At 43.6% G+C, this 25,141-nt stretch carries 24 protein-coding genes; 16 read left to right on the top strand and 8 right to left on the bottom strand.

Annotated features, from left to right (window positions below; translation table 11 throughout):
- Window positions 1-9: 9 nt before the first annotated feature.
- From smc to ftn, 4 genes are all read left to right on the top strand, one after another.
- Window positions 10-3,462 carry a chromosome segregation protein SMC gene (smc, locus tag F975_RS04420; RefSeq protein WP_004750776.1) on the top strand — a complete coding sequence of 1,151 codons (3,453 nt, stop codon included), beginning with the start codon at window positions 10-12 and terminating at the stop codon, window positions 3,460-3,462.
- Between the two features lies 1 nt (window position 3,463).
- Window positions 3,464-4,429, top strand: coding sequence for a cell division protein ZipA C-terminal FtsZ-binding domain-containing protein (locus tag F975_RS04425; protein WP_004750778.1), 966 nt, complete (start codon window positions 3,464-3,466; stop codon window positions 4,427-4,429).
- A gap of 61 nt (window positions 4,430-4,490) precedes the next feature.
- Window positions 4,491-6,536, top strand: coding sequence for an NAD-dependent DNA ligase LigA (gene ligA / locus F975_RS04430; RefSeq protein WP_034426129.1), 2,046 nt, complete (start codon window positions 4,491-4,493; stop codon window positions 6,534-6,536).
- Between the two features lie 239 nt (window positions 6,537-6,775).
- Complete coding sequence (ftn, locus tag F975_RS04435; RefSeq protein WP_004750780.1) at window positions 6,776-7,240, top strand: heteropolymeric bacterioferritin subunit Ftn; 465 nt, start codon at window positions 6,776-6,778, stop codon at window positions 7,238-7,240.
- A 41-nt stretch (window positions 7,241-7,281) separates the two neighbouring features.
- On the opposite strand, the gene F975_RS04440 is transcribed toward ftn, so the two are convergent.
- The 3 genes from F975_RS04440 to F975_RS04450 all read right to left on the bottom strand — a co-directional run bounded on the left by F975_RS04440 (window position 7,282) and on the right by F975_RS04450 (window position 10,035).
- A complete protein-coding gene (locus tag F975_RS04440; RefSeq protein WP_004750783.1) occupies window positions 7,282-7,845 on the bottom strand; it encodes a peroxiredoxin in 564 nt (187 codons plus the stop codon).
- A 93-nt stretch (window positions 7,846-7,938) separates the two neighbouring features.
- Complete coding sequence (gene nadC / locus F975_RS04445; RefSeq protein ID WP_004750784.1) at window positions 7,939-8,787, bottom strand: carboxylating nicotinate-nucleotide diphosphorylase; 849 nt, start codon at window positions 8,785-8,787, stop codon at window positions 7,939-7,941.
- A gap of 297 nt (window positions 8,788-9,084) precedes the next feature.
- A complete protein-coding gene (locus F975_RS04450) occupies window positions 9,085-10,035 on the bottom strand; it encodes an NUDIX hydrolase (RefSeq protein ID WP_004750786.1) in 951 nt (316 codons plus the stop codon).
- Between the two features lie 271 nt (window positions 10,036-10,306).
- Between F975_RS04450 and nadA the strand changes: the two genes are divergently transcribed.
- From nadA to bioD, 7 genes are all read left to right on the top strand, one after another.
- Window positions 10,307-11,458, top strand: a complete 1,152-nt coding sequence (gene nadA, locus F975_RS04455; protein ID WP_171063157.1) for a quinolinate synthase NadA — start codon at window positions 10,307-10,309, stop codon at window positions 11,456-11,458.
- Window positions 11,433-13,004 (top strand): L-aspartate oxidase, encoded by a 1,572-nt coding sequence (nadB, locus tag F975_RS04460; RefSeq protein ID WP_004750790.1) that lies wholly within the window; start codon window positions 11,433-11,435, stop codon window positions 13,002-13,004. The genes nadA and nadB overlap by 26 nt, the downstream gene beginning before the upstream one ends.
- 88 nt (window positions 13,005-13,092) lie before the next feature.
- A complete protein-coding gene (locus tag F975_RS04465) occupies window positions 13,093-13,821 on the top strand; it encodes an alpha/beta fold hydrolase (protein WP_004750792.1) in 729 nt (242 codons plus the stop codon).
- Between the two features lie 80 nt (window positions 13,822-13,901).
- Window positions 13,902-15,197 carry an adenosylmethionine--8-amino-7-oxononanoate transaminase gene (gene bioA, locus F975_RS04470; protein ID WP_004750794.1) on the top strand — a complete coding sequence of 432 codons (1,296 nt, stop codon included), beginning with the start codon at window positions 13,902-13,904 and terminating at the stop codon, window positions 15,195-15,197.
- Complete coding sequence (locus tag F975_RS04475) at window positions 15,184-16,341, top strand: 8-amino-7-oxononanoate synthase (protein ID WP_004750795.1); 1,158 nt, start codon at window positions 15,184-15,186, stop codon at window positions 16,339-16,341. Before bioA ends, F975_RS04475 begins: the two co-directional genes overlap by 14 nt.
- Window positions 16,332-17,108 (top strand): malonyl-ACP O-methyltransferase BioC, encoded by a 777-nt coding sequence (gene bioC / locus F975_RS04480; RefSeq protein WP_004750796.1) that lies wholly within the window; start codon window positions 16,332-16,334, stop codon window positions 17,106-17,108. The genes F975_RS04475 and bioC overlap by 10 nt, the downstream gene beginning before the upstream one ends.
- Complete coding sequence (gene bioD / locus F975_RS04485; RefSeq protein ID WP_004750798.1) at window positions 17,105-17,752, top strand: dethiobiotin synthase; 648 nt, start codon at window positions 17,105-17,107, stop codon at window positions 17,750-17,752. Before bioC ends, bioD begins: the two co-directional genes overlap by 4 nt.
- Before the next feature lie 340 nt (window positions 17,753-18,092).
- On the opposite strand, the gene rluB is transcribed toward bioD, so the two are convergent.
- The 5 genes from rluB to F975_RS04510 all read right to left on the bottom strand — a co-directional run bounded on the left by rluB (window position 18,093) and on the right by F975_RS04510 (window position 21,997).
- A complete protein-coding gene (gene rluB, locus F975_RS04490; protein WP_004750800.1) occupies window positions 18,093-19,034 on the bottom strand; it encodes a 23S rRNA pseudouridine(2605) synthase RluB in 942 nt (313 codons plus the stop codon).
- 42 nt (window positions 19,035-19,076) lie between these two features.
- Complete coding sequence (scpB, locus tag F975_RS04495; RefSeq protein ID WP_004750801.1) at window positions 19,077-19,664, bottom strand: SMC-Scp complex subunit ScpB; 588 nt, start codon at window positions 19,662-19,664, stop codon at window positions 19,077-19,079.
- A complete protein-coding gene (locus F975_RS04500; RefSeq protein ID WP_034425740.1) occupies window positions 19,661-20,452 on the bottom strand; it encodes a segregation and condensation protein A in 792 nt (263 codons plus the stop codon). The genes scpB and F975_RS04500 overlap by 4 nt, the downstream gene beginning before the upstream one ends.
- A gap of 180 nt (window positions 20,453-20,632) precedes the next feature.
- A complete protein-coding gene (locus tag F975_RS04505) occupies window positions 20,633-21,250 on the bottom strand; it encodes an L-threonylcarbamoyladenylate synthase (protein ID WP_004750804.1) in 618 nt (205 codons plus the stop codon).
- A gap of 84 nt (window positions 21,251-21,334) precedes the next feature.
- Entirely contained in the window at window positions 21,335-21,997 is a 663-nt protein-coding gene (locus F975_RS04510; protein WP_004750807.1) for an elongation factor P hydroxylase, read from the bottom strand.
- 95 nt (window positions 21,998-22,092) lie between these two features.
- On the opposite strand from F975_RS04510, the gene F975_RS04515 reads away from it, so the two are divergent.
- The 5 genes from F975_RS04515 (at window position 22,093) to acpP (ending at window position 25,106) form a co-directional block, all read left to right on the top strand.
- Window positions 22,093-22,650, top strand: coding sequence for a YceD family protein (locus F975_RS04515; RefSeq protein WP_004750808.1), 558 nt, complete (start codon window positions 22,093-22,095; stop codon window positions 22,648-22,650).
- Window positions 22,651-22,727: 77 nt separating this feature from the next.
- Window positions 22,728-22,910: a 50S ribosomal protein L32 gene (gene rpmF / locus F975_RS04520; RefSeq protein WP_004750811.1), complete on the top strand. Its 183-nt coding sequence runs from the start codon at window positions 22,728-22,730 to the stop codon at window positions 22,908-22,910.
- 155 nt (window positions 22,911-23,065) lie between these two features.
- Window positions 23,066-24,052: an ACP S-malonyltransferase gene (gene fabD, locus F975_RS04525; protein ID WP_004750813.1), complete on the top strand. Its 987-nt coding sequence runs from the start codon at window positions 23,066-23,068 to the stop codon at window positions 24,050-24,052.
- Window positions 24,049-24,783, top strand: coding sequence for a 3-oxoacyl-ACP reductase FabG (gene fabG, locus F975_RS04530; protein WP_004750814.1), 735 nt, complete (start codon window positions 24,049-24,051; stop codon window positions 24,781-24,783). The genes fabD and fabG overlap by 4 nt, the downstream gene beginning before the upstream one ends.
- 86 nt (window positions 24,784-24,869) lie before the next feature.
- Entirely contained in the window at window positions 24,870-25,106 is a 237-nt protein-coding gene (gene acpP, locus F975_RS04535) for an acyl carrier protein (protein WP_004750816.1), read from the top strand.
- Window positions 25,107-25,141 lie beyond the last annotated feature (35 nt).

Below are 25,141 nucleotides of genomic sequence, written 5' to 3' on the forward strand. Positions count from 1 at the left end.
TAGGACAGTATGCGTTTAAGCAGTTTAAAACTCTCAGGCTTCAAATCGTTTGCCGACAGTACCACATTACAATTTAAAGCCAACCGTAGTGCAATTGTGGGCCCGAATGGTTGTGGTAAATCCAATGTCATTGATGCCATTCGCTGGGTCATGGGCGAATCGAGTGCACGCCAGTTACGTGGCGGCAGCATGCAGGACGTGATTTTTACGGGAACCGCCAAACGTAAGCCTGTTGGCGTGGCGAGCGTCGAACTACGCTTTGAAAACACCTATGGCAAACTCGGTGGCATGTACAATGCCTACAATGAACTGGCGGTGCGTCGACAGGTGACGCGAGAGGGGAAATCGGAATATTTTCTCAATGGTACGCGCTGTCGCCGCCGTGATATTACCGATATTTTCTTGGGAACAGGGCTTGGGCCACGTTCTTATGCGATTATTGAACAGGGTATGATTAACCGTTTGGTGGATGCCAAACCTGAAGAAATGCGCGTATTTGTAGAAGAAGCGGCAGGGGTGTCACGTTATCAGGCACGTCGCCGTGAAACCCTTCAACATCTGGAACATACCACGCAAAACTTGGAGCGTCTGGAAGATATTGCCCACGAGTTGAAAGCCCAGCTGAAAACCCTAAAGCGCCAGTCAGAAGCAGCGGTTCAATATAAACAACTTGAACAGCAAGTTCGTACCTTAAAAATAGAAATTCTCTCGTTCCAGTGTCAGCAAAGCCAGCGTTTGCAACAGGAATATACTGCCCAAATGACCGAGTTTGGTGAGCAGTTTAAACTGGTGCGTTCGGAACTGAATACGGTTGAGCATGACCTGACTGAAACCAGTGGTTTGTTTCAGCGTCTGATTCAGCAGTCCACCCCGTTACAACAAGCATGGCAAACCGCCGAGAAAAAACTGTCTGAACTTCAACTCAATGTTGAACAAAAACAAGCTTTACAGCTACAGAATAGTCAACAAATTTCACAGCTCGAACAGCAAAAAACGCAGTTGAAAGAACAGTTGCAACTGACTGAAATGCAACTGGATACCTTACATGAACAGTGTGAGCAATTTGCGGAAAGCGTACAACAGGCTGAGCAGAATGATCAGCAGCAACAGCAGCAAAATTCAGACTTGTCTGCACAGTATCAAGCTGCATTGCAACAGTATCAGCAGGTCAAAAGCCAAGTTGAGCAGCAACAGCAAAAACATGCCCAAATGCAGTCGCAACTGGAACAGCTTAATAAAAACCTTTTACGTTTAGAGCATCAAAAAGAAACGCTGGCACAGCAATATCAGCAAGTCAAAGCTCAAGTTACGCAGCCTGAACTGGAAGATTTTACTGAGCAACAGCACAGCGTTGCCGAGCAAGTGCAGCAAACTGAACAACAGTTACAGATGCTTGAACAGCAAAAACAACAGCAGCAGCAAGCCGTTCAACAGCAGCAGCAACAACTTTCTGCCCAACAGTCGCAACTCAAGATTTTGCAGGCAGAACAAAATAACCTGCAAAAACTCATGACCAAGCAACAGCCAAAACAGCAGTCAGCGGCACAGCAGCTGATGCAGGTTTTACAGTTACAAGACGTCGCTAAAGCGCATGCAGGACTGGTGGAAAAATATCTGGCGCAGTGGTTATCGGCTCATGTGTTGTCAGAAGCAGAGCCGTTCCATCCTGAGCAGGCACGGCAACTGCACATCACTGAAACGACTGTGCAGACTGAACTTTTAGGTTTGCCAACACTGGCCAGCTGGATTGCCTATCCTCAAAACTCGTTATGGCAACAGGTTGCTATCGCAGTTGATTTTACTCAGGCGCTGGTTTTGCAGAAACAATTACAGACAGGGCAGACCTTGCTCAGTCTGGATGGTTATTTGCTTGGGCAAGACTGGGTGATTGGGCTGCTCTATGATGAACAAAGTCAGGCTGCACAAGGCGCGTTGAGTCACCGTATTCGCTTACAGGAAATCGAGCAAGAACTGGCAGAGGGGCAGCAGCAGTTACAACAGTTGCAGCAGCTGAGTGCTTCGGCTGAACAGACGTTAAAAGAAACTCAGCAGCAGATTCAAGAGCAGCATCAGCACAGTAAAACTTTACGTCAACAGCAACAACAACTGGATGTTCAGGTTGCTAAATTACATAGTGCACAGCAGGCTTTTGCGGTACAGCAGACGCAATTGCAGGCGCAGTTACAGCAGTTGGATTTGCAAATCGAAGAAGATGCCATGCAAAAGGACGATCTGGAGATCGATCAGCATGCACTGGCAATCAAGCTGGAACAGGCGTTACCCAATTATAAAACCTTGCAGTATCAGATGGATGAACTGGCTGAGCAATGTGAACAACAGCAACAGCAGCGTCAGCAGGTACAAGGTCAGTTACAAGACAGCAAACAACAGTTACAACAGCAACAGCAACAGATTGAGCTGCTTGAAAAAGATTTAAGTTTTCTCAAAAGCCAATATGCACAGTGTGTGCAGCAGCTTCAGCAAGCGCAAAGTGTGTTACAACCTATACAGCTTGAATTACCGAGCTTGCAAGCGCAGCTTGAGGAGCAGCAACAGCAAACAGCCGTGCTTGAAAAACAGTGGAAGGAATGGCAGCTTGAACTGAATACTGTGCAAGAAAAGCAGCAGCATTTGACTCAGCAGCGCCATCAGCTACAGCAGCAGGATGAACAAGTACGTGAATTGCTTGAACAAAAACGACTGGCATGGCAAGCTGCAAAATCTGACCTGACACATTATACCGAGCAGTTAGAACAGTTAAATGCTGAACCACTGAAAAGCGTTGAAATTGAGCTGGTGGCACATCAGACACAACTACAAAAAGCCCAACAACAGTTTGATAAAATCGGGGCGGTGAATCTGGCAGCATCGCAGGAATACGAAGAAGTTGCTGGGCGTTATGAAGAACTGACCCACCAGATGCAGGATCTGCAAAATACCGTGGAGCAGTTGCAACATGCCATGAAAAGTATTGATCAGGAAACGCGTAAGTTATTTATGCAAACTTTTGAACAGATCAATCATGAGTTGCAGGATTTATTTCCAAAAGTGTTTAATGGTGGTGAAGCCAGTTTAAGTCTGGAAGATGACTGGCAATCGGGTGTAAAACTAATGGCTCGACCGCCAGGGAAACGTAACAGTTCTCTGGCATTATTGTCGGGTGGAGAAAAAGCCCTGACCGCGTTGGCATTGGTATTTGCCATTTTTCGTCTTAATCCAGCACCGTTTTGTGTACTGGATGAAGTCGATGCTCCATTAGATGATGCTAACGTGCAGCGTTTTTGTAATTTGGTCAAAGAATTGTCCGAACAGGTACAATTTGTTTACATCACACATAATAAACTGGCAATGACCATGGCGACGGATTTATTGGGTGTTACAATGCCTGAGCCAGGAACATCAAAATTGGTCACTGTGAATTTAGAAGAAGCGAAAGAATACGGGTTAGTTGCGGAGTCATAGTATGGAAATCACCACAATCGTAGGTATTGTGATCGCAGTTGCGATTATTTTATTGGGGTTGTTTTTGCTGTTACGAAAGCCAAAAGAATATGTGCCTTCGCTCGAATCGGAATTACACATTAACCCTGAAACCCATCAGCCAGTGATTCCTCGTTTTGTGCGTGATCAGCTTTCGGCTGCACAGGCATTAGAGCAACGCATTGAGCCACATTTAGATGCCGATGATTCAGAGGAAACCAGTACTGCCCCAGAAGCTGAGCTAGCAAAAAAAGCTGAGCCTGAACCAAGTCCGCTTGTTCTGGAAAAAACAGAGAAGCCTGCGCAAGAGCAAGAACAAAAGCAGCCCGAAACGGTAGAGCAGACTGATCCAGCCATCAATAATGATGAGAAAAAAGCTGAACCTGCTCCAGTACTCAGCTTGAACCCAGACATTGAAACCGTTGCGATAGCAGAGTTTGATGAAGAGAGCTCGATTTTGGACATGCATTTGCATGAACAGCAACGCTATGATGATGAAAGTGCCTTGTCCAATGCCGAATATATTTTTGCCTTAAATGTGTATCCGAACCCACGCCGTGTATTGTCTGGTGATCGTGCTTTGAAAGTTTTACTCAAATACGGCCTGCGCTTTGGTGAGTTGTCTTGTTTCCATCGCTATGAAAATACCGAAGAAGAAGAAAGTCCACTGATGTTTTCGGTATTGCGTGTTACCGATGAAGGCCCAGCAGGGTTCGACTTGGAAACTTTATCTGCTGAGCAGGTACAGGGCTTTGCCTTTTTCTTGACCTTGCCAAACCCGCACGCACAAGCAGGTTTTGATATGATGGTTAGTATTGCCAATCTGATTGCCCGTGATATCGATGGGAAAGTATTTGATGAAAACAGTTGTGAACTGACTCAGCAACTCAAAGAACACTGGCGTCATCAAATTATTGATTACAAACCGCAAGCGGCACAGAGCAACTAAAAAGCGCTGATTTTAGACTTCAGGGTGGACTATGTCCGCCCTTTTATATGGTGATTTTTTTATGGTGGATACAACCGCAGTCATTGCGCAGATGCGACAACTGATTCAAATTCTGGCAAAGCATAACCATGCCTATTATGTAATGGATCAACCCAGCATTTCAGACAATGAATACGATCAACTCTTCCATCAACTTAAGGCATTAGAACAGCAATATCCTGAACTGGTTCAGCAAGATACCCCAACTCTGAAAGTGGGTGGGCAAGCACTGAGCAAATTTGAAAGTGTGACCCATGCCGTGCCCATGTTGTCGCTCGGCAATGTATTTAACCAAGAAGATTTGTTTGCTTTTGCTCGCCGTGTTGAAGAACGTTTGCCAAATCAGGAAATTTTGTATGATGTAGAGTTAAAACTGGATGGTCTTGCCATTTCTCTATGGTATGAACATGGAGTTTTAGTTCGTGGCGTAACTCGTGGTGATGGTGAAACAGGTGAAGATATTACCCAAAATGTTAAAACCATTCGTAACCTACCTAAATTTTTGTACAGCACAGACATTAAAATTCCAGAGTTGCTCGAAGTCCGTGGCGAAGTGTTGATGCCAAAATCGGGTTTTGAAAAACTCAATGCAGATCAGCAAGCGCGCGGTGAAAAAACTTTTGCCAATCCGCGTAATGCTGCGGCAGGAAGTTTGCGCCAGCTTGATCCTGAAATTGCGGCGTCCCGCCCATTGGCATTTTATGCGTATGGAATTGCGCAGTGCGAACCACAACATCATTTGACATCCATGCATGAAAGCTTGATATGGTTGACCAAAATGGGCTTTGAAATCGCAGAACGCCAATTTTTATGTCAGTCGATTCAGGAAGTTCAAGAAAAATATCAGCAGATTCAGCAGGAGCGCCCTGATTTATCTGTCGAAATTGATGGTATGGTCATTAAAGTTGATAGCCTGAAACAGCAACAGCAATTGGGTTTTTTAAGTCGTGAACCTCGCTGGGCAACTGCCTATAAATTTCCTGCGGTTGCTGCGCTGACGACAGTTGACCAAATTGACTGGCAAGTTGGACGTACAGGCACACTGACTCCAGTTGCACGTTTAAATCCTGTATTTGTGGGTGGTGTAACGGTATCCAATGTCACCTTGCACAACATCGGTGAAATTCACCGTTTAGATGTTCGTGTGGGGGATACCGTGAGTGTCTATCGTACAGGAGACGTTATTCCTAAAGTTGAGAAGGTCTGGCCTGAATTTCGCCCAAATAATGCTGTAGAAATTTTGCTACCAAGTCAGTGTCCAGTCTGTGATTCGCCTGTCGTGATGCCAGAAGGTGAGGCTTTGGCGCGTTGTTCAGGTGGTTTGTACTGTGCGGCACAGCGTATTGAAGCCATTCGTCACTTTGTTTCGCGTAAGGCACTGGATATTGAAGGCTTGGGAGATCGTTGGGTCGAGTCCTTACTGCATCTGAATTTGCTTAATGATGTGTCTGATATTTATCAGTTGCATCAACATCGCGAGACGATGCTCGGTATTGAAAAAATGGGTGAGAAATCAGTCCAAAACCTCTTTGATGCGATTGATGCCAGCAAGAAAACCACACTAGCACGTTTTATTTATGCGTTAGGAATTCGCGGTGTGGGGGAAACCACTGCGCGGATGCTTGCCAATACATTCCAGACTTTTGACGCTCTGCGTCAAGCCGATATTGAAACTCTCAAGAAAACCCCAGATGTTGGTGATATTACCGCAGAATGGATCGTGGATTTCTTTCAGGCACAGCATAATATTGAAGTCGTAGAGCGCCTGCTGGCTGCTGGTTTGACATGGGATGCACCTACTGCACCGACACGCCAACCCTTAAATGGTGAAAGCTGGGTACTGACAGGAACATTGCAGCAATTTACGCGTGATCAAGCCACTCAAATGCTACAGGCACTCGGTGCGCGTGTCAGTGGTAGTGTGTCAAGTAAAACAAAATGTGTAGTTGCAGGCGAAAAAGCGGGCTCTAAACTGGAAAAAGCTGAAAAACTCGGCATACAGGTCTTGAGCGAATCTGAATTTCTAACCTTAATGGCTGAATATGGTCAGCAGGTGATTCCTGAATAAACGCAGATTGGTTTTTGATGGCAGAATGTTGAAATTTGTAACTTCAGACGCTGTTCAAATAAGCCCTTAAAATATCTTAAGGGCTTATTTTTAGATTAAAAAATCAGCCAAGTTGAAATATAAATGCGTATGTTTCTCATTTTAATGTTATGAAAAATCATATACTTATAAATCTTATTTTTTGCTTTTTTAGTTTAAACCTTGCATACTAAAATTTATATTCACAGGAGAAATTCACCATGCGTGGCAATCCAGAAGTCATAGACTATTTAAATATGTTGATCGGTGGCGAACTGGCTGCTCGTGATCAATACCTGATCCATTCACGTATGTACGATGACTGGGGTTTAAGCAAAATCTACGAACGCATTGATCATGAAATGCATGAAGAAGCATCGCATGCGGATGCAATTATTCGTCGTGTGCTGTTTTTAGGTGGCACACCCAATATGCTGCGAGACGATGTTGATGTTGGAACCGATGTAGTGAGTTGCCTAAAAGCTGACCTTGCACTGGAATATCATGTGCGTGAAAAACTGGTTCAAGGCATTAAACTTTGTGAAGAGAAAGGTGATTATATTAGCCGTGAGATGTTGCGTCAGCAGTTGTCAGATACCGAAGAAGACCATACTTACTGGCTGGAAAAACAAATGCGCCTGATCGAACTGATCGGGCTACAAAATTATATTCAATCGCAGATTTAATCGGTTGAATATTGAAAAAGCAGCCTTGATGGCTGTTTTTTTTATGGGTTCAATTTTTGTATATCTTGCAAAACCTGTGCAGCATGGGTTTGCGTATCGACACTGGTATAATGATAAACAATCGTACCTTTCGGGTCGATCAGGAAGCTTTCGCGCTTGGCAATCTGCATAAAACCTAAATTTCGAATAATGCCGAACTGTTTGGCAAGAGTTTGTTGATGGTCTGCCAAAATAGGAAAAGGTAGATTCAGTTTTTCAGAAAACTTCTGATGTGATTTCACATCATCAAGGCTCACACCTAAAACTACGGCATTACTTTTAATAAACTGCGGATAAAGAACTTTAAACTGGTTGGCTTCCTGAGTGCAACCAGGTGAATTATCTTTCGGGTAAAAATACAGAACGACCCATTGACCTTTATACTGGGATAATTGATGCCACTGACCTTGTTGATCTTGTAATTTGAAGGCTGGTGCTTTTTGTCCGACCCATTGTTTTTGAATTGCAGTGAGTAAATTGTCACTTTCTTTGGCAAGAATGAAAGGACTCAATGTTATTAAACCTACAACAGTACAGCTGGCAAAGAGTGTACGCAAGACGGTCATAATCTCACTCTAAATGACATGATGTCATCCATTCTAGAGGATATGCGATAGCTTGTAATGCCTAAATTTTGTTACAAGCTATCTTGGCTTAACTTAAACGTAGTCTAAGCCAATATCCAAATAACGCGCACTATGGGTGACATAGCCAAGTGCCAAGAAATCGACACCTGTTTCTGCAACACTTGGCGCAGTTTCTGGGGTAATTCCGCCTGAGGCTTCAGTTTGCGCTTTGCCTTGACACATTGCCACGGCTGTACGTAACTGTTCCAGACTCATATTATCTAGTAGTACTAAAGACACGCCTTCTTGCAAAACTTGCTCAAGTTGTTCAAGCGTATCCACTTCAACTTCAACAGGAATTAAATGCCCAGCATATGCTTTGGCACGCTGAATCGTTTGAATAATGTCACCACCTGCCAGCGCAATGTGGTTGTCTTTAATCAAAATCGCATCATCAAGTCCCATACGGTGATTGCGTCCGCCACCGACACGCACGGCATACTTTTGTACATCACGCAAACCAGGAATGGTTTTACGAGTACAGGTAATTTTTGCAGCCGTATGTGAAATACTACTTTGTAGTTCATGTGTGGTAGTGGCAATACCACTTAAATGAGTCAGAAAATTTAAAGCGGTACGTTCAGCACTCAAAATTGCTCGTGCATTACCTCGAATACTTGCAATGATGCTGCCTTTGCTCAAGACATCTCCATCTTGCAATTGTGCTGTAAATTCAATCTCTGGATTCATAAGTGCAAAGGCAAGACGGGCCAGTTGAACACCGCAAACAATTCCAGATTCACGGGCAATAATATGCAATTCAGTATTTTGCTGTGAATCAATTGTGGCTTCGGAAGTAATATCTCCGCGTCGTCCCAAGTCTTCCCTTAATGCGGATTGAACCAGTGGTTGAATTAACACATCTGGCAATGCATAACGCATGACGAATCTCTCCAATATATGCTCAAACGGAGTATATATTGTTCACTATCTAACACGCAAATATTAATTTCTAGGGTTAAAAAACGGCATAATTTTGAGTTTTATCAAAAATAGTCATGATTTTTGAATGTTTGATAAAAGTTAAAGTGTGATATCTGTTGATTTATTAATGTATTTCAACATGTTAAGTATGTTTGATCAAACTGGTAATTTGTGCGATTGGGGATTTATGCTAATTTTGAGTTAAATAGCAAATTTTCTTGGTTTGCTATTTAACTGGTGATCAAAATTGAAAACTTAGTTGTTCATAATGGGAAGCTTATAGCCTGAAAGTAAACTTTCTTGTAAGACATTTTCTTTAAAACGGTAAAGTTGTGCAGGGCGACCACGCTCTGGAATGGCTTCTTTACCTGTAGGTTCAACCAAGTTTTGGTTGTGTATCAGGCGGCGGAAATTCTGTTTATGTAATTCCACACCGCTGAGTGCTTGAATACTTTGTTGTAATTGGTACAAGGTAAACTCGGGTGGCATTAACTCAAAAATCACTGGGCGGTATTGTAATTTAGAGCGCAAACGTGACATGGCTGTGGCTAAAACACGACGGTGATGGTTGTGCATGGCTTTACCTGTAATCGATTCAGGTAGGCGACCATCATAATATGGCGATTCGGCGATTAGCCCGACTTCATACATGAGCTCGTAGCGGAGTAGGGTATTTTCTTCAAGCCAATCGTAGTTCGATAGCCCCCAACATAAATTCATACGCTGTTGACGTGCTTGGCGTAGGTATACCGAGGCAGCAGAGTCGACCCAGTTTTGAATTTTAGGCAAAATTTGCTGACAAACTTGTTCAGCATCTTTGGTACGACGATCTTCCCATGGGAAATATTCGTACCAATCATGCCATTTTGCTGCAAGTTTTAGGTTTTGTTCATCGACCTCTTTAACCAGTCCTAAATAACTAATGTATACCACTGGATGCCCAGAATCCTGCGAACGTTTGATGTCAACAAAGGTATACAGTTGTTCCATATAACCCAAAGGTTGCTCGGTTTGTTGTTGAACCCAAGCACGTGCGCCTGCTTGTAATGAATGATGAATTGGGGTTAATGGTCCAAAAGGTAAAAGAGTGCCATCTTGAATGGTGAGTACCCGCGCGGAAAAGTTGGTCACCGCAATTAAAACGGCAACCAGTTCGGTTGCAGTTTCCTGGGATTTGGAAAGTTCTAAATGGACGTGTGACTGCATCTTTGGTCTTATGTTTGTTGCTATCGGGTTTATTGTATGAGAAATATTGGATTAAACAAAACCCCTATGCATATTCTCTAAGCAGTTTTCTTATATAAAAAATAAATACATAAACAACAGTCATTTACGCATAATTATACTCTTTTTGAGCAAAAAGGGTTTGAATTTATATACTCATTGTGAGCATAATTGTGCGCATATTCATTGTTGGAATGCCGTTATGAAGGAACATTTGGCTAGCTATCCTTATGAAAAGCCAAGCTTAGATTATATGCAAACGCATATTGAGTTTGCCGCTGAGGCGCAGCAAAGCAATGCCTGTACTTTACATGAAGCGTGGGCAAAGGTGCCTGCAGCATTAAATGCAACAGAAATCCAACAATACCAAGAACAAATCCGTAAACTTTTAAAACAGCACAATGCCGTGATGGTGGCACATTACTATGTGGAACCTGAGTTGCAAGATTTAGCCTTGGCAACAGGTGGCATGGTGGGTGACTCACTGGAAATGGCAAAATTCTGTAAAAATCACCCTGCCGATACCTTGTTGGTCGTGGGTGTGCGTTTTATGGGTGAAACTGCCAAAATTCTCAGCCCGCAAAAAACAGTACTCATGCCAGATCTGGAAGCGACCTGTTCGCTAGATTTGGGCTGCCCAGCGGATGAATTTAAACAATTTTGTGATGCGCACCCTGACCGTACAGTCGTGGTTTATGCCAACACCAGTGCGGAAGTAAAAGCGCATGCGGATTGGGTCGTCACATCATCTATTGCGATTGAAATTGTTGAGTATTTGCACAATCAGGGCAAAAAAATCATTTGGGGACCTGACCGTCACCTTGGGCAATATATCCAAAATAAAACAGGTGCAGACATGCTGCTCTGGCAAGGTTCATGTATCGTCCATAACGAGTTTAAGGGCATTGAGCTGACTCATTTGAAACAGCAGCATCCTGAAGCGATTGTGTTGGTGCATCCAGAATCACCTGCTGAAGTTGTGGCGCAAGCCGATGTGGTGGGCTCAACCAGTAAATTACTCAATGCTGCCGTACAGCGTCCAGAACATGAGTTTATTGTGGCAACCGATCAGGGCATTTTGCACGAAATGCAAAAACAAGCTCCGCATAAAACCTTTATTGCTGCACCCACAGCAGGCAACGGTGCAACTTGTAAATCTTGTGCATTTTGTCCGTGGATGGCAATGAATGGCTTGGCGGCGTGTGCAGAAGTTTTACGCAATCAAAGTCAGCAAGTTCAACTTGATGCCGCGCTGATTGAAGAAGCACGAGCACCAATCCAACGGATGCTAGACTTCTCTGAAGCCTACAAAAACTACCATCAACAGCAACAATTGGGTGCGGGTTTAGCCCAATTTCAACAATGGCTGGCAACGCAACATGAAGCAAAATATTCAGCATTATGATGTTTTAATTGTTGGGGCAGGTTTAGCGGGTTTGACCGTTGCTCTGTCCTTGCCTGAACAGTTCAAAATAGCCTTACTCGCAAAACAGGATTTAGACACCTGTTCTAGTAATATGGCTCAAGGTGGTATCGCAGCAGTACTTGATCCGCAAGATACTGTGGCCGAACATGTTCAAGATACATTGGTCGCAGGTGCGGGACTCTGTCATGTAGAGAATACTACACATATTTTAGCGCATGCGGCTGAGGCGATTGACTGGTTGTGTCAGTCTGGTGTGCCATTTACCTACCATGAGCAAAGCTTACATTTGACTCGTGAAGGTGGGCATGGGCATCGTCGTATCGTGCATGCTGCCGATCATACAGGCTGGTCAGTCACGCAGACTTTGCAACAGCAGCTTGCTACAAAAAGCAATGTGACCTGTTTGACTGAACATCGTTTACAACAGTTGTATGTTGAAGATCAGCGTTGCTATGGGGCTGAGTTAAAAGATACAGCACAACAATCAGTACAGGTCTTTGCCAAATATGTGATTTTAGCGACTGGTGGTACAGGTCAGCTATTTGAGCTGACCACCAATCCTGAAACTTCAACAGGTGATGGTGTGGCATTGGCATGGCAAGCAGGCTGTCGTGTGGCAAATCTGGAATTTATCCAATTCCACCCAACGGCATTGGCACTTAAAGATAGTAAAACTTTCCTGATTTCTGAAGCGTTGCGTGGTGAAGGCGGTATCTTGCGTAATCAGCAAGGCGAGCGTTTTATGCCTGCCTATGATGAGCGTCTGGAACTTGCTCCTCGTGATATTGTGGCGCGTGCCATTGCCGATCAAATCCAGAAACAGCAGCAACAGCCAGTTTTTCTGGATATGACTCACTTGGAAAAAGCTTTTATTACCGAGCATTTCCCATCGATCTATCAGCATTGTCTTGAGCAAGGTTTGGATATTAGTCAGCAGCCGATTCCTGTTGCACCTGCCGCGCATTATGCCTGTGGTGGTGTGCTCACCGATGCGATTGGGCATACCGATATTGAAAACCTGTTTGCGATCGGGGAAGTGGCATGTACAGGTTTACATGGTGCGAACCGTTTAGCCAGTAACTCATTGCTTGAATGTATGGTGATGGGACGTGATGTTGCACACGCGATTGTTCAGCAAGATGAGTGGCAAGTCCCGAAAGCTGAGGCAGAACTGGTACAACCAGATTTTAATGCTGTTTCTACACAGTTTGAATTGGAAGATGATTTTGATGTTGCAACATTGCAGCAAAAAATGACCCAGTATTTTGGTATTCAGCGTGACTTTGCAGGTATGCAGTATTTGTATGCACAGCTCAATCACTGGTGGCTAATGACCGAGCAGCAATATCCAATGCTTTTGACTGCAATGTTAATGGTGCATAGTGCCTTACAACGTCAGGAAAGTCGCGGAACACATTTCAATCGCGACTGTCCACAGACCTTAGTCGAGGCAAAAATGAGTGTGATCGCAGCACCTGCACAGCAAGCAGTGCAGCAACCAGAGGTAAGTTCTGTACTGTGCTAGTCAGGGTAAAAATGGTAGATCTTGCACATCGATCATAAAGGCTTTGTCTTATACTGCTACGCATATCGTTGTAGATGAGAACAGATCGATGCCAAAGAAAATCTTGCTGATTACAGGTTGGGGTGTAGGAACTGCACCCCTCATGCCATTGCAACAGGCATTACAGCAAGTTGGGCATCGGGTGGAACTGGCGGATATTTTTGACTGGTTTGACCTTACTCAAAAACAGCAGATGCTTGCCCGTGTTGCTGAGGCGGATGTAGTTATCGGCTGGTCACTGGGCGGACAATTGGCACTGTTACTGGTCGATGCCTATCAACAACTCACAGGACAGCAAAAAACACTGATTAACTTGGCGAGTAACCCGTGTTTTGTGGCACAAGAAAACTGGTCTTGTGCCATGCCTGAAACTGAATTTACTCAGTTTTTCCAAGCCTTTCAGCAAAATCCTCAAGCGACTCTCAAGCGTTTTTATCTGAACATTTGCCGCGGTGATGCTCAAGCAAAACAGCACTGGCTGAGTTTGCAAAATACTGCCAATCCCCCAGAAAATGAGTTGTTATTGCAAGGCTTGATCATGTTGCGGGATTTAAACTTGGTCGATAAATGGTTGCAATATGCCAATTCGGCTTATTTTATCTTTACGCAACAGGATGCAGTTGTTCCTTGCCAGATTGCACAAAAAGCCCCTAATTTTGTTGTTAAAGCACCACATATCACGATGTTACCAGAACTGAGTCATGCCTTTCCTGTGACCCATCCAGTGCTTGCTGCTGAACAAATTTGTCAATTTCTGACTGAAGCGTCGTTTGCCTGAATTTGACTGATCTGGCAATGGCATCCATACCAGAAACGGATTAACATCAGTGCCATTGAGGTTAAAAAAGGTGGTTTTGGATGACAGATTTATTTGATGCACAACACTTATGGCATCCATATACATCAATGATTAATCCATTACCCACATTTAAGGTTAAGCAAGCTTTTGCATCGACCATTGAACTGGATGATGGTCGCCAACTCATCGATGGTATGTCTTCTTGGTGGTGTGCGATTCATGGTTACAATCACCCTGTGCTGAATCAGGCAGTCACTGATCAGTTACAACGCATGTCACATATCATGTTTGGTGGATTTACCCACGATCCTGCGATTGAGCTAGGTAAGGCACTGCTCGAAATTGTGCCGCCATCACTCGATAAAATCTTCTATGCAGACTCGGGTTCGGTGTCGGTTGAAGTTGCACTGAAAATGGCAGTGCAGTACTGGACAGCGCAAGGCAAGCCACAAAAAACCAATTTTATTACCACGCGTTCGGGCTATCACGGCGATACATGGAATGCCATGTCGGTCTGTGACCCTGTTACGGGTATGCATCAGATTTTTGGTTCATCTTTACCGATTCGTTATTTTGTTCCAGCGCCACAAAGCCGTTTTGATGGGGAATGGGATGCTCAGGATATTGCTGAACTGGCGCAAACTTTGGAGCAACAGCACCAAAATATTGCGGCACTGATTATTGAACCAATTGTACAAGGTGCGGGCGGGATGCATTTTTATCATCCCGAATATTTGCGCCAAGCCAAACTGCTTTGCCAGAAATATAATATTTTGCTGATTTTTGATGAAATCGCCACAGGTTTTGGACGCACAGGTAAACTCTTTGCATGGGAACATGCGGGTGTTGAGCCTGACATTATGTGTATTGGTAAAGGGTTAACGGGTGGCTATATGACACTGGCTGCAACCTTGACCACGCGACATGTGGCAGAAACCATTTCTAAAGGTGAGGTAGGCGTATTTATGCATGGCCCCACCTTTATGGCAAACCCATTGGCATGTGCGGTGGCAGTGGCAAGCACCAAGTTGCTGCTTTCCCAAGACTGGCAAGCCAATATTCAGCGTATTGAACAACATTTAAAACAAGGTTTGGCACCGCTTGCGGACTTGGAACATGTGGCCGATGTCCGTGTACTCGGTGCAATTGGTGTAGTGGAACTGACCGAAGCCGTCAATATGGCGAGCTTGCAGCAACAATTTGTAGCGCGTGGCATATGGGTACGCCCATTTGGCAAACTGGTGTATGTCATGCCACCTTATGTAATTCGCCCCGAAGAATTAGAAGTTTTATTACGTGAACTCAAAGCGGTGGTCGCAGCAATAACCTCAGGAGAAGCGAATGTCCCTGCTTGAACACTATGCAGTACAGCTTGACCAGTTAAAACAACAAGGCAACTATCGCCAATTTACCGAAAACCGCCAACATGGGCAGTACATCGAAATTGCAGGGCAGCAGATGCTGAACCTGTCATCCAATGATTATCTTGGGCTTGCTGCCGAGGTAAGTTTACGCGAGCAGTTTTTTGCCCAGTACCCAGTGGCAGAGTGCTATTTGAGCAGCTCGTCATCGCGTTTGTTAACAGGGAATTTCCCTGAATATGCCGACTTGGAGCAAAGCCTTTCGCAAGCATTTTCTGGGCGAGCGGCGTTATTGTTCAATAGCGGCTATCACATGAATGTCGGGATTTTACCTGCAGTGGCAGACAGTAAAACCCTAATTTTGGCAGATAAACTGGTACATGCCAGTATGATTGACGGGATTCGTCTGAGTGCTGCCAAATATGTGCGTTATCGCCATAATGATTTGCAACATTTACAAAGCCTGCTCGAAAAATATCATGATGATGCCGAGGTTGATCGGATTATTGTGGTGACGGAAAGTATTTTTAGTATGGATGGCGATGAAACTGATCTGACCGCATTGGTAGCGATTAAACGCCAGTTTGCCAAAGTCATGCTGTATGTTGATGAAGCACATTCGATTGGGGTGCGCGGCGAACGTGGTTTGGGCTGTGCAGAGCAGCATCAATGTATTGAAGAGATTGATTTCTTGGTCGGTACATTTGGTAAAGCCATTGCTTCAGTCGGTGGTTATTTGCTGTGTGATCCGATCATTAAAGCCTATTTGATTAATAGCATGCGCCCGCTGATTTTTAGTACCGCTTTGCCGCCTGTGAATATTGCATGGACGAAATTTATTTTTGAACATATGCAAGGTTTAACGGCTGAGCGCCAACATTTGGCACAGACCAGTCACTATTTACAGCAGCAAGTCTTGGCACGTGGTTACGATAGTCCATCGACCACGCATATTGTGCCGATTGTGATTGGTGCGAGTGATCAAGCCGTTGCGAAAGCAAAAGAGTTACAGCAGCATGGTTTTTATGTCATGCCTGTACGCCCACCAACAGTTCCGAAAAATGCTGCACGGTTACGGGTGTCGTTGACGGCACAAACCCAGCAGGACGCGCTTGAAGCCTTGGTACAATGGTTGTGAATCAGATGACTTCACTCGATAAAAGTGTGATCCAACAGCGTTTTGCTAAGGCCCGTGAAACTTATACGGTACAAGCTGTGGCACAGCAGCAGATCTGTGAACATCTGGCGCAGTTGATGCAACAGTTTTGCCCTGAGCAGTTGCCACGAATTTTTGAAATCGGTTGTGGCTCAGGTACGCTGACTCGCTTGTTGCAGCAACAGTTTGCTGTGCAGCATTATGTCGTCAATGACTTGTATGCTGAGGTGATGGAATTTTTTCCTGAACAACAGGTTGAGTTCTGTATTGGTGATGCTGAAAAAATTGTCTTTCCAGATACACTTGCAGCGGTGGTATCGAGCTCGGCATTGCAATGGATGCAGGATTTATCGGCAGTTTTTGCCAAAATTCATGCCGCTTTAAACTCGCAGGGCTGGTTGTGTTTTTCAACCTTTGGTTCAAAGAATCTATGGCAAATCAAGCAATTGATTGGTCAGGGCTTGGATTACTATTCGCTTGAGCAGTTACAAGATTTGTTGCAACAACAAGGTTTTGAAGTGGTGCATGCTGAACAGGAACTGATAGAGCTTGAGTTTGCCCAGCCGCGTGATGTACTAAAACATCTGAAAGCGACAGGTGTCACCGCAACCAACCGTGACTTTGCATGGACAAAGCAGCGCTTGCAGCAGTTCTATGCCGATTATGCACAGCTCAAATCAGCGCAGTCACAACAGCAGTATCCACTGACTTATCATCCTATTTATATCATTGCTCGGAGGTTGACATGAGCGCCCAAATTTATTTTATCAGTGGTATCGATACAGGAATTGGGAAGACCTTCGCCACCGGATTTTTGGCGAAAACCTTGGCAGAGCAACAGCAAAAAGTCATTACCCAAAAGTTGATCCAGACGGGTAATGTTGATGTGTCTGAAGATTTGGAAAAGCACCGCGAAATCATGGCGACAGACTGGTTACCAGAAGATCATGAAAAGCTGACCATGCCAGAAATTTTTACTTATCCTGCATCGCCGCATTTGGCCAGTGAACTGGATGGGCGTGAGATTGATTTTGCCAAAATCAATGCAGCAACTGAAACTTTGGCACAGCGCTATGACGTCGTGTTACTGGAAGGTGCAGGTGGTTTAATGGTGCCTTTAACTCGCCGTTTACTCACCATCGATTTTGTTAAACAACAGGGTTATCCTGTGGTCTTAGTGTCTTCAGGACGTTTGGGCAGTATTAACCATACCTTACTGAGTCTTGAAGCCTTAAAAGCACGTCAGATTCCATTGTATGCACTGGCCTATAATCTCAATGATGATTCACAAGATGAGATCATTGCCAAAGATACACGGCAATTGCTCAAAGCTTATTTGGCGGAACATTTCCCTGATACCTTGTGGATTGATGTACCTGTTCTTGTAGTTTGATTGCAAGTCAAAAAGATGAGTCATATGGCTCATCTTTTTTTGTGGCTGTTTTTAATTTTAGTGGTTCGTTTGTTTGAATATTCTGATCTGTTGTTACACCATTTTTAAAGCATGCTGCACTTCAGTCAAATTTTGCTGTAAGTCTACTTGCTTAAGATTATATTAATATCAGGATATTGGATAGGGTACTAAAATATAACCGAACCAGAGTTTGGGGAATTTAACTCTCGTGAATGAGAAGCCGTAAATAAGTGATGAGATTTTAAATATTATTCTAAAAATATTTGATGCGGGGAGAACCTTTATGCCTCAAATCAAGGCATAAAGGTGAGTCAACATATTATTTTTTGAAGCTCTTGCCTTGACCTGCAGGCTTACGTTGTCCATCATTTCTGCTAGAAGGGTTCGCCTGTTGTGGTGGTTGTGGAGCATCGTTGTCACGACGCTGTTGACGGAGGAAACCACCACGGCGCGCCGCCATTGGTTTTTCAGTCATACGCTCGGCACGACGTTTTGCCATACCATATAAACCAGTACCTTGACGTGGTTTCAATTCAACCTGTTTGACCAAATTGTCAATATCTTGCTTATCCAGTTCCATCCAACGTCCTGTACGTAATTCACGTGGCAACATGACTGAGCCATAGCGGGTACGCAATAAACGGCTGACTTTTAAGCCTTGAGATTCAAATAGACGACGCACTTCACGGTTACGTCCTTCTTTCACTACGACTTGATACCAGCGGTTAATCCCTTCACCACCTAGGTCAGAAAATGATTCAAATTTTGCTGGGCCATCGTCAAGGGTGACACCTTTGAGTAAATTGTTACGCATTTCTTTGGTGACTTCACCCATAACACGCACAGCATACTCACGTTCAATTTCATTTGAAGGGTGCATTAAACGGTTTGCCAGTTCACCATCGTTTGTAAACAACAATAAACCTGTACTGTTGATGTCGAGACGGCCAACCATAACCCAACGATCATTGCTAATTTGTGGCAAATTATCAAACACGGTCGGGCGCTTTTCTGGATCGTTACGTGAGCAGATTTCACCTTCTGGTTTGTAATAAATCAACACGCGGCGGCGAATTTCATCTTCAATCTGGAATTGAACTTTACGACCATCAATACGTAGCTCATCGGTTGGTTCGATGCGTTCGCCCACTTGGGCAATTTTACCATTCACGCTTACACGACCAGCGGCAATGACTTCTTCCATATAACGGCGAGAACCCAAACCGATACGCGCTAAAACCTTCTGTAGTTTTTCACTCATGACAGCATAACCTTAGAATTAATCAATCAACAGTCCACCTATTCACGACTTTGCTGCTTGGGCATCAAGTGTCATGAAAGCTTCCTTGGCATCCTGCAGGGGAGGCAACTGGCTTAGCGAAGCTAAACCAAAAGCATTCAAAAATTGGGGCGTTGTAATCAACAGCGCCGGTCGTCCAGGGAGTTCACGAAAACCAGATTCTTTAATCCAGTTAAAGTCAAATAATGTGCGCAAAATTTGACTGTTGTTGCTCACTCCACGAATTTGTTCAATATCTGCACGGGTTACTGGCTGGTGGTAAGCCACCACAGCCAGTGTTTCGAGTAGAGAAGGTGATAACCGTGTTGGTCGTTCTGGCCAAGTCTGGGTAATCACCTGTCGATATTTGGCGCGGACTTGGAAACGGAAGCCCTGTGCGGTTTCAATCAGCTCAATAGAGCGACCATGCTGTAAAACAGCCAGTTGCTGCAAATATTGATGTAATTGTTGTTTGTTATATTGATTCTGAAAAGCTTCTTTTAAACGAGCAATCGACACAGGCGCATCGCTGGCAAAAATAATGGCTTCTAATTGCATTAAAACTTCATGATGCAACTCATCAATCGACATGGTCATATTATTCACACTCATGCAGCCACTCCCTGAATTGCAAGCGGCGCTTCAATCCCTGTAGCAACAATCTGAACTTTTTGCTGTCGAGTGAGCTCTAAAACTGCCATGAAGGTAACGACCATACCCATTTTACCTTGACTTGGTTTGAGTAGGGCAGAAAAATTTAAAACTTTCCCTGATTCAAGCATGTGTTCAATATAAGCAATCCGTTCTTCAAGTAAAACGGGCTCTTGTTGCACTTGATGAGCAACGGGTTCAGGGCGGTTAAATACACAAAACAGTGCATCTTTGAGAAAATCAACACTATAACCTTCGTAAACAGCGGTACTTTGCCCTAAATTGACATTGATATTAAAGGTATCACGCTCAAGAATGGAAAATTGCCCAAGGCGTTCAGCTGCCTTTTTAATCCGTAAATAGGTTTCTAGACGGTCAATCAGTTGTTGTTTAGGATCTTTTTCTAATTCAATATTTTTGGGTTTTGGCAATAATAGACGTGATTTTAGATCTGCCAATAATGCAGCCATAACCATATAGTCTGCAGTTAGCTCGATATTGAGCGACTTCATGGCATCCATATACTGTAAATACTGGCTGGCAATAGGTGCAATATCGAGCTGAAGCAGGTCGAAACCATTTTTTTGAATCAGGTAAATTAAAAAGTCGAGTGGTCCCTCGAAGTGCTCGAGTAAAATTTCAAATGCGGCAGGAGGGATATATAAATCTTCAGGAATGGTTTCTTGCCATTCATCCAGAACACGAATGTGTGGAGCAGATTCCATCGTGGAGTGAAGCACTTGATTCATTACAATATTAGGCCACGCGAATTTTCAAAGGCATGAGGAGTCTACAGCGTAAAATGACAGGGAAGAAAATAAAATAATTTTCGACACCTCGAATGTTTACCATTTTATGACATTCGCACCTCGAATGAAACGAAAATACACAATATTTCCGATAAAAATCATAAAAGGTTAAATTTGTCGCTATTCAAACATGCTGACATCACCAACACCACGACGAATCACAACAGGTGAATCACCTGATAAATCGACAACGCTGGTTGTGGTCAGTGTGCCAAAGCCACCATCAATAAACACATCAATGCGTTTACCTAATTGCATCTCGATTTCATATGGGTCATCGAGCGGGTCATTCTGACCAGGAAGAATGAGTGTACTGGTCAATAATGGTTCACCAAGCTCTTTGAGTAGCATTTGGCAGGTAGGATTGCTTGGAACACGTAAACCAATGGTTTTTTTCTTTGGGTGCATCAGGCGGCGTGGAACTTCGCTGGTTGCCTGTAAAATATAGGTGGTTACTGCCGGAGTATTCGCTTTAAGTAAACGATAAGTGGCATTATCGACTTTAGCAAAGGTCGCAAGGTCAGATAAATCGCTACAGAGAATGGCGTATTGATGTTTGTCGCCCAGATTACGAATTTGAGCAATACGCTCCATCGCGCTTTTATTTCCAATTTGGCAACCGATGGCATACGCAGCATCAGTCGGATACACAACAACATCACCCGCACGAATACGCTCAACCGCCTGTTGAATAAGTCGGGGTTGTGGATTGTCAGGGTGGATTCGTAAATGCAACATTGTTGTTCTCCTAGGCGCTGTGCATGGCTATATTATGAAACTGTTCGGTAAAAGTGTGCAATGTTGTTTATTATCAAACGATTTTTAATCTAACATTTCACGACAAAACTCATCTGCATGTAAGCTTTTGCCATTGCGCGTGCATAAACAGATACATGAAATAAAATGTGCTGCATCACGAGGAAGACGTGCTTCGCCAGAGAAGTAATGTTGAACTTGTGCATATACATTGTCTTTAAACAGCGTTCCATCTCCGCCGTCGCCAGTGAGATTATCTAAAGACACACGAAATTTCCGACCAAAGGCAACCGCAAACAACCATTCGATGGCTTGAGGAATGATTTCAACCTGTTCAAATAGATTTTGCTGTTCCTGCGTGCGACCATCGGGTGCATACCAGTAGCCCAAGTCAGGCAATAAACGACGCTTTGCCCCAGCAATGGTCCAGTGACTGATTTCATGTAATGCACTATTAAAGAAACCGTGAGCAAACTGGATTTTTGCAGGTTCCTGATCTGTTGCAGGAAAATATTCGGGTTCGTTCTCACCCTTGAATAAAATCACATTGTGATGGGAAAACCACTGATTAAAGTGTAATATAAGCCAATCTACTTGCGATGCCTCACTCTGACATGTTGACCATGCCAAGCGTTGTACTTGGTCTAAAGACAAAGTGAAATCCAAGTTAGGCAGGGTGCGAACAAGTGATGACGTGTTAACTTTAGGTTGCGGCTGCAACAAATGCATAACTTAATTTACCCGATAGTTCTGTTTCAAAGTGCAAAATTGTATCTTAAACTTTGACAGAGTTCAGATGAATTTGTAGAATTGTCGCCTTAATTATGTCAGCAAATACCTTTCCGGCAAAAATTGAGCCGTTTAAATGGGCTGAACAAGGCTATACATGGTCAGGAAAACTGCCCCTGTCAAGCTTTGTTCGAATCGCTCGTGAATCCACTGGATCGATTGAAAATCAATGGGTTCAAGTAGACTGTAAACTATCAATGGATGCATATAACCGAATAGTTTGGTTGAGTGCACACGTTGAGACCCAACTTCCAATGGAATGTCAGCGTTGTCTGGATACTGTTGGGGTTGATTTAGTTTTAGACGTTCATTTAGCACTAATCGATGATGAGTCACTGATAGAGCGCTTGGATGAGGATGCTGATTTCATCGTTTTGGGTGAAAGCGAGTCATCAACAAAAGGGTCGATTGATCAACCTGCTACTGTTGATTTACTTTCTTTACTTGAAGATGAATTGTTATTGTTGGTGCCATTGTCTCCTAAACATGCAGTTTGTGAGCATAAGCACCGACCGACCGTGCAGGACGTTGTTGAAGAAAAACGGGATAATCCGTTTGACGTATTAGCAAGTTTGAAGGGTAAACTTAACTGATAAAGTATGTTATACTTTTAAGTCAAGGCAACTGAATTTGTTCTGATCCATTTTTTCGATTTCTGTAAGGAGCCATCATGGCTGTTCAGCAAAACCGTAAAAGTCGCTCTCGCCGTGACATGCGCCGTTCACATGACGCTTTAACCGAGAATGCATTAACTGTAGACCAAGCTACTGGTGAAACTCATCGTCGTCACCACGTAACTAAAGACGGTTTATACCGTGGTCGCCAATTATTCGCTAAAGTATCTGCTGAATAATCGGTTTGCATTAAGCCTTGGCTTAGTGACAAAAAGGGGAGCGCAAGCTCCCTTTTTTTATTGAATGAAATGTTGTATTTGGCAATTAAAAATCGTGAAATTTAATGTTAAATTGCAGTACCGAACTTCAAGAGAAGACAAAAAAGGATTCTTATATGTCTGCTAAACGACTCGATCAAGTAGTTCAAGCAACTAAAACTGCATTTGTGTTTCCTGGTCAAGGCTCACAAAAAGTCGGCATGCTCGCCGAAATTGCAGAGCAGTTTAGTGGTGTTCAGAACACTTTTGCAGAAGCTTCTGAAGCATTAGGTTTTGATTTGTGGCAGATTGCTCAAACAGGTGAAGGGTTAGATCAAACAGAAAATACCCAGCCTGTATTGTTAACCGCAAGTGTTGCGTTATGGCGTACTTGGTTGGATTTAGGTGGCGTAGCACCTAAATATTTGGCAGGCCACTCTCTAGGCGAATATAGTGCCTTGGTTGCTGCTGAAGCGATGAGCTTGGCAGATGCAGTGAAATTGGTTAATTTACGCGGTAAATTGATGCAAACTGCAGTACCTCAAGGTCAGGGTGCGATGGCTGCTATTTTGGGTCTGGCTGATGATCAGGTCGTTGCACTTTGCCAACAAGCAAGTGCCAATGCTGAGGGTTCAGTTGAAGCAGCTAACTACAATTCACAAGGTCAGGTCGTGATTGCAGGTACAGCAGCGCTTGTACAAGCGGTTATGGCTGAAGCGAAAGCTCAAAATGGCAAGGCAATTGCATTACCTGTATCTGTGCCATCGCATTGTTCATTGATGAAACCTGCTGCTGAACAATTTGCAGAGGCTTTGGAACAAACTGCCATTGAGCTGCCACGTATTCCTGTAATACAAAATGTAAATGCTCAGGCAGCCACCGATGTTGCTCAGCTACGTCAAGCTTTAACTGCACAATTGTACCAATCTGTACAATGGACGAAGACCATGCAATACCTACAAGATCAAGGTATTAGTTATATTGTTGAATGTGGTCCAGGTACAGTATTGAGCAATTTGGCAAAACGTTTACCAAACATTGAAAAAACATTTGCGATTGATAGTAAGAGTCGCATTGAAGATGCCCTAAATGCTGTTTTAGTGGCTGAAGGAAAAATTGCATGACACAAGAACGAAAAGTTGCATTAGTTACAGGCGCAAGCCGTGGTATTGGTGCTGCGATTGCTCAACAACTCATCCAAGATGGTTTTTTTGTGGTAGGTACAGCGACTTCTGAAGCTGGCGCAGAAAAATTAACTCAGCAATTTGCAGAAAATGGTGCAGGTGCTGTGCTTGATGTGCGCAATGCCGAAGCAATTGAGCAATTGGTTTCAGATATTGAACAAAAATATGGTTCAGTGCTGGTATTGGTCAATAATGCTGGTATTACTCGTGATAATTTATTATTGCGTATGTCAGAAGATGACTGGGATGATATTTTAAACATCCATTTAAAAGCGGTTTATCGTCTATCTAAACGTGTATTGAAGGGTATGACCCGCGCACGTTTCGGTCGTATTATTAATATTAGTTCAGTGGTTGCGCATTTTGCAAACCCTGGTCAAGCCAACTATTCTGCTGCTAAAGCAGGGATTGAGGCATTCAGTCGTAGCCTAGCTAAAGAAATGGGTAGCCGTCAAATTACGGTGAACTGTGTTGCGCCAGGTTTTATTGCAACTGAAATGACTGACCAGTTGAGCGAAGAAATTCGTAAGAAAATGAGTGAGCAAGTTGCACTTGGTCGTCTAGGCGAACCTCAAGACATCGCAAATGCGGTCAGCTTCCTTGCGGGTGAAAAATCCAGTTACATTACAGGTACTGTGTTACATGTAAATGGTGGGTTATACATGGCTTAATCCTAAGCTATTAAACTTTTAAAATTTTTTATATTCAATTAAACTAACGGCATTAAAAAACGCCGCAAGCAATGAGGAGAATTCCTGTGAGCGATATCGAACAACGTGTAAAGCAAGCAGTCGCTGAACAATTAGGTTTACGCGCTGAAGAGATCAAAAACGAAGCATCTTTCACAGATGATTTGGGTGCTGACTCTTTGGATCTAGTAGAACTTGTGATGTCTTTCGAAAATGACTTCGACATCACTATTCCTGATGAAGATTCAAACGAAATCACAACTGTTCAATCTGCAATTGACTACGTTACTAAAAAACTTGGTTAATAAGTTGTAGATATAAAAAGGCCGCTTTTATAGCG

The sequence above is a fragment of the Acinetobacter brisouisimilis genome, assembly GCF_000368265.1.
Taxonomy (GTDB): Bacteria; Pseudomonadota; Gammaproteobacteria; order Pseudomonadales; family Moraxellaceae; genus Acinetobacter.